The sequence below is a fragment of the Hydrogenivirga sp. genome (assembly GCF_056450045.1).
Window position 1 is genome coordinate 1 of sequence record NZ_JBWONM010000020.1, and the last position, 4,007, is coordinate 4,007.

Consider the following 4,007-nt stretch of genomic DNA (forward strand, 5'->3'; position numbering starts at 1 on the left):
GAGTTCCCCAACACCCAGGTCTTCCACCTTCCCAAGTCGTGCCTCCACTGCCAGGACGCACCCTGCGTGCCCGTCTGCCCCACGGGAGCTACCTACAAGAGGGAACAGGACGGTATAGTGCTGGTCAACTACGATGACTGCATAGGCTGTAAGCTCTGCTCCTGGAGCTGTCCCTACGGATGCAGGGAGTTTGATGAGGCGGACAAGGTTATGAAGAAGTGCACCCTCTGCATAGACAGGATATACGATGAGTCCCTGCCCCCTGAGCACCGCCAGCCCGCCTGCGTTCTCACCTGTCCGGCGAGGGCGAGGTTCTTCGGTGATATAGAGGACCCCAACAGCGAGGTCTTTAAAGTTATAGAGGAGAGGAACGGCTTCGTCCTATTCCCCGACATGGGAACAAACCCCGCAAACCACTACCTCCCACGTACGGAGACGAAGATAAACCTTGAGGAGTTTGAGAAGCACATACTCAAGCCCGACAACCCTCTCTTCCTTGAGGTTATGAAGAGACACCATGTTTCAAATAAAGCCGGCACGCCTGAAGAAAAGCAGGTGGAGGAGGTGGTCTGATGCATCCCCCGATGTCGCTGATATTCTTCTTCCTCACCGCTGGAACATCAATAGGCCTGTTCATATTCATGTACTCCATTGAGTTCCTCAAGCTCTTTGGAAAGGGTGAGGGTCTTCCCAGGGAGGTCATCCTCAAGCTGGGAGTTATTGAGCTCGTTCTGATAGCCCTCGGGGCTGTTGGAGCTTCCTTCCACCTTGGGCACAAGCTCAGGGCTTGGAAGGCTATAAGGAGGTTCAGAACCTCCTGGCTCTCAAGAGAGGCTGTTTTCAGCGGCGCTTACGGCTTTACCCTTCTTGTGTACCTCGTCCTGAACTTCACGGGGGCAAACCCTCTCTTTGAGCACCTCTTCGGTGTTCTCACCTTCATACTCGGGGTGCTGAGCGGTTTCTCCACAGCTATGATATATGCCTCCAACAGGTTCGTCTTGGAGTGGAACAGCTCCGTTACTGTTATCTACTACCTCCTCATGTACCTAATGCTCGGCTCAACGCTGATGGCTTACTTCTCCTACCTTTACCGCCTCCCCTATCTGGGAACCTTCATATTCCTATCTTTCCTCTTTCTCGCCCTCGGACTGGGATTCAGGCTCGCCTTCAACATAAGGCAGTTCTACCTCAAGCGTCCCACAATGAACGAAGCCCTCAACCTCCCCCACAACAGACCCATAAGGGTGATAGACACAGGCTCAACTACTGAGAACTACTGTACGACAGAGTTTTACTACAGGAAGGGGAAGGAGCTCCTCTCCACCGTGATACCCTTAGCCTACCTGCTCACCTTTATCGTTCCCCTGTTCCTTGTTCTCTACGCCTGGATAACGGGGACGGTGAACCACTGGATACTCGGGCTGACCTACATCTTTGTTCTTGCAGGAAGCGCCCTTGAGAGGTGGAGCTTCTTCGTTGAGGGCAACCACGTCCAGAACCTCTACTACGGTCTCTATCCCGAAGAGGGCTACAAGCTCAGGAAGGGCTTCATGGAGAGGAAGGAGACGAGGATATCCCTTTACGGATAGAAGGCTCTCCGCTTGAGCAGGAGCTCCTCCCACTCCCTCTCGGGCTCTGAGTCCCAGACTATACCGCATCCGGAGAAGTAGCTTATCTCAGAACCACCGCCGAAGGCGGTCCTTATGAGAACACTTAAGGTAAAGTCCCCTCCTCTCCAGACAAAACCTGCGGTCCCGCAGTAATACCCCCTCGCATGGGGCTCAAGCTCGTCAATTATCTGGACAGCCCTCCTCTTTGGAGCTCCGGTCACCGAGGCGGGCGGGAAGGTGGCCTCAAGTATAGTCCTGAGGTCGGCGTAGGTTTGCCCCTCAACGGTTGAGTGCATGTGGCAGAGGGTTCTGTAGCTCTCTATCCCGAAGAGCTCGCTCACCCTGACACTCCCCTTAAGAGCCACCCTCCCTATATCGTTCCTCATCATGTCCGTTGTCATCAGGTTCTCAGCCCTCTCCTTCTCGCTCAGGAGTATCTGGGCTGGCTTTTTACCCGTCCCCTTTATCGGCTTGCTCCTTAGCAGGCTTCCCCTCTTTTCAAGGAATAGCTCCATTGAGCCCGAAAGGAGAAAGAAGTCCCCTGCATCAAGGTAAAAGGCGAAGGGTACCGGCTGGCGCCGGAAGAAGGTAAAGAACAGCTCCTCTGGATCTGATCCGAGCTCAAAGTCAAACCTGCTGGTAAGGTTCAGCTGGTACACATCTCCCCTCTCTATGTAGGACTTTACCCTCTCAACCCTTGAGAGATACTCCTCCCTGCCGAGGCTACAGCCCTTGAGTCTGAGGGAGGGACTCCTCTGTTCGGGTTCCCTGAGCCTTCGGAGCTCTCCCGTTTTTATGAGGAGAGCGGGCGGTAGGTCGGAGCTCTTCACGGGAACCCCGAGGGTCTGGGAGGTAAGGTCGTAGGACAGGAGCAAGAAGGAGCTATCTTCGGGAGGGGGCGGAAGCTTAGTGAAGGTGCTTATCCCGAGAACCTCAACTTCGTAGAGACCCTCCTTTCCGAACCAGCCTCCCGATACTATGAGACGCATGGAGATATAATCTTAACCATGAAGAGCTTTGGTCCAGAGGGAGTAAGGGAGCTTGCGGATATTGTGAAGAGCAAGAGCGAAGAGGTAAAAGAAATTGAGGCTGTCAAGCTCCATGAGAGCGAAGGGATGAGCCAGTTCCTCGTCTTCATAAGGACCGCGGAGCCTCCTCACTACCATGCGGAGCACGACCTGACCTTTGTAGTCCTCAAGGGAGGAGGGGAGCTCTATCTGGACGGAAGGAGGGAGAAGCTGAGGGAAGGCGACAGCGCTTTCATACCGAGGGGGAAGGTTCACTTCTACACCAACACCTCCGTCGTCTCCGTTCTCCTTGCCACCTTCAGCCCCTCCTACGACGGGAAGGACAGCGTGAGGGTGGATATTGATTGAGGGTTATGTCAAGTTCCATGCCCATCGCAAAAAGAATGATAGATAAAGGACTTACAAAATTTTAAAATTTGCTATCGTAAGTTGTTGATATTACGTTCAAAATCGTGAAAGATGATAAGGATCATATTCTATTTTTGGCTGAAGTTCTAATCTTATTGAAGCTCAACATGCAGGGAGAAATTCCCTGCCGGCTCCTTGACAACTGAATAGGGCGAATTTTAAGCAAAGCGTTGGGGGATGCACTCGGGAAGGAATGCATTGATATATCTACAAAATCCCGACATCAACCCCAATTGCAAACAATTCGCAGTTCTAAGTTGTTGATAAAAAGGGTTTTTAATAGGTAGGGTTGCAGTCATCCCTGAAAAGTGAGGGATTGCGACTTTCATTAGGCGTTGCCATCTCCTCTTTCCCCGCATGAGTTGCAGTCATCCCTGAAAAGTGAGGGATTGCGACTTCTCTCATACCACTACCTCCTATGAAGTTTTAGCTCCATGTTGCAGTCATCCCTGAAAAGTGAGGGATTGCGACGAGCCTGAATGAGGCTCTGCCGTGGACTTCGCTTCCGAGTTGCAGTCATCCCTGAAAAGTGAGGGATTGCGACCCATCTGAAGTGCCCAATCACAATGTTTCATCCAGCCCATGTTGCAGTCATCCCTGAAAAGTGAGGGATTGCGACCCAAGTGATTTTGAGGAGAACCCGAAATGGGTTCTCGTTGCAGTCATCCCTGAAAAGTGAGGGATTGCGACTGAAGTACCTTTCTGCCTCGTCAAGGGACGAGGCTTCAACGTTGCAGTCATCCCTGAAAAGTGAGGGATTGCGACCGGTAAAGCTCGTTGTCAAGCCAATACTCCTCTTCTGTGTTGCAGTCATCCCTGAAAAGTGAGGGATTGCGACCTGATTGAGGCTGAACCAAATTGATAGCTCTTTTCTGGTTGCAGTCATCCCTGAAAAGTGAGGGATTGCGACAAGGAGCTGAGCATGTTCAGAGAGAACGCCGTTGTGATGGTTACAGTCATC

4 protein-coding genes and 1 CRISPR repeat array are annotated in these 4,007 nt (G+C 52.2%); of the genes, 3 read left to right on the top strand and 1 reads right to left on the bottom strand.

Going from position 1 to position 4,007, the window contains the following annotated elements:
* The coding region (gene sreB / locus AC1HCM_RS00615) for a sulfur reductase subunit SreB (protein ID WP_479459838.1) at positions 1 to 573 on the top strand (573 nt) is incomplete at its 5' end.
* Positions 573 to 1,589: a sulfur reductase subunit SreC gene (sreC, locus tag AC1HCM_RS00620; RefSeq protein WP_479459839.1), complete on the top strand. Its 1,017-nt coding sequence runs from the start codon at positions 573 to 575 to the stop codon at positions 1,587 to 1,589. The genes sreB and sreC, both read left to right, overlap by 1 nt.
* Here the strand turns inward: sreC and AC1HCM_RS00625 are convergent.
* Complete coding sequence (locus AC1HCM_RS00625) at positions 1,580 to 2,599, bottom strand: chorismate-binding protein (RefSeq protein ID WP_479459840.1); 1,020 nt, start codon at positions 2,597 to 2,599, stop codon at positions 1,580 to 1,582. The two genes, sreC and AC1HCM_RS00625, sit on opposite strands and share 10 nt — an antisense overlap.
* Positions 2,600 to 2,617: 18 nt before the next feature.
* Between AC1HCM_RS00625 and AC1HCM_RS00630 the strand changes: the two genes are divergently transcribed.
* The gene (locus AC1HCM_RS00630; protein WP_479459841.1) at positions 2,618 to 2,986 is read left to right on the top strand and encodes a cupin domain-containing protein; all 369 of its coding nucleotides are present in this window, start codon (positions 2,618 to 2,620) and stop codon (positions 2,984 to 2,986) included.
* 348 nt (positions 2,987 to 3,334) lie between these two features.
* Positions 3,335 to 3,956: a CRISPR direct-repeat array (repeat unit 35 nt; unit sequence GTTGCAGTCATCCCTGAAAAGTGAGGGATTGCGAC).
* The last annotated feature ends 51 nt before the right edge of the window (positions 3,957 to 4,007 follow it).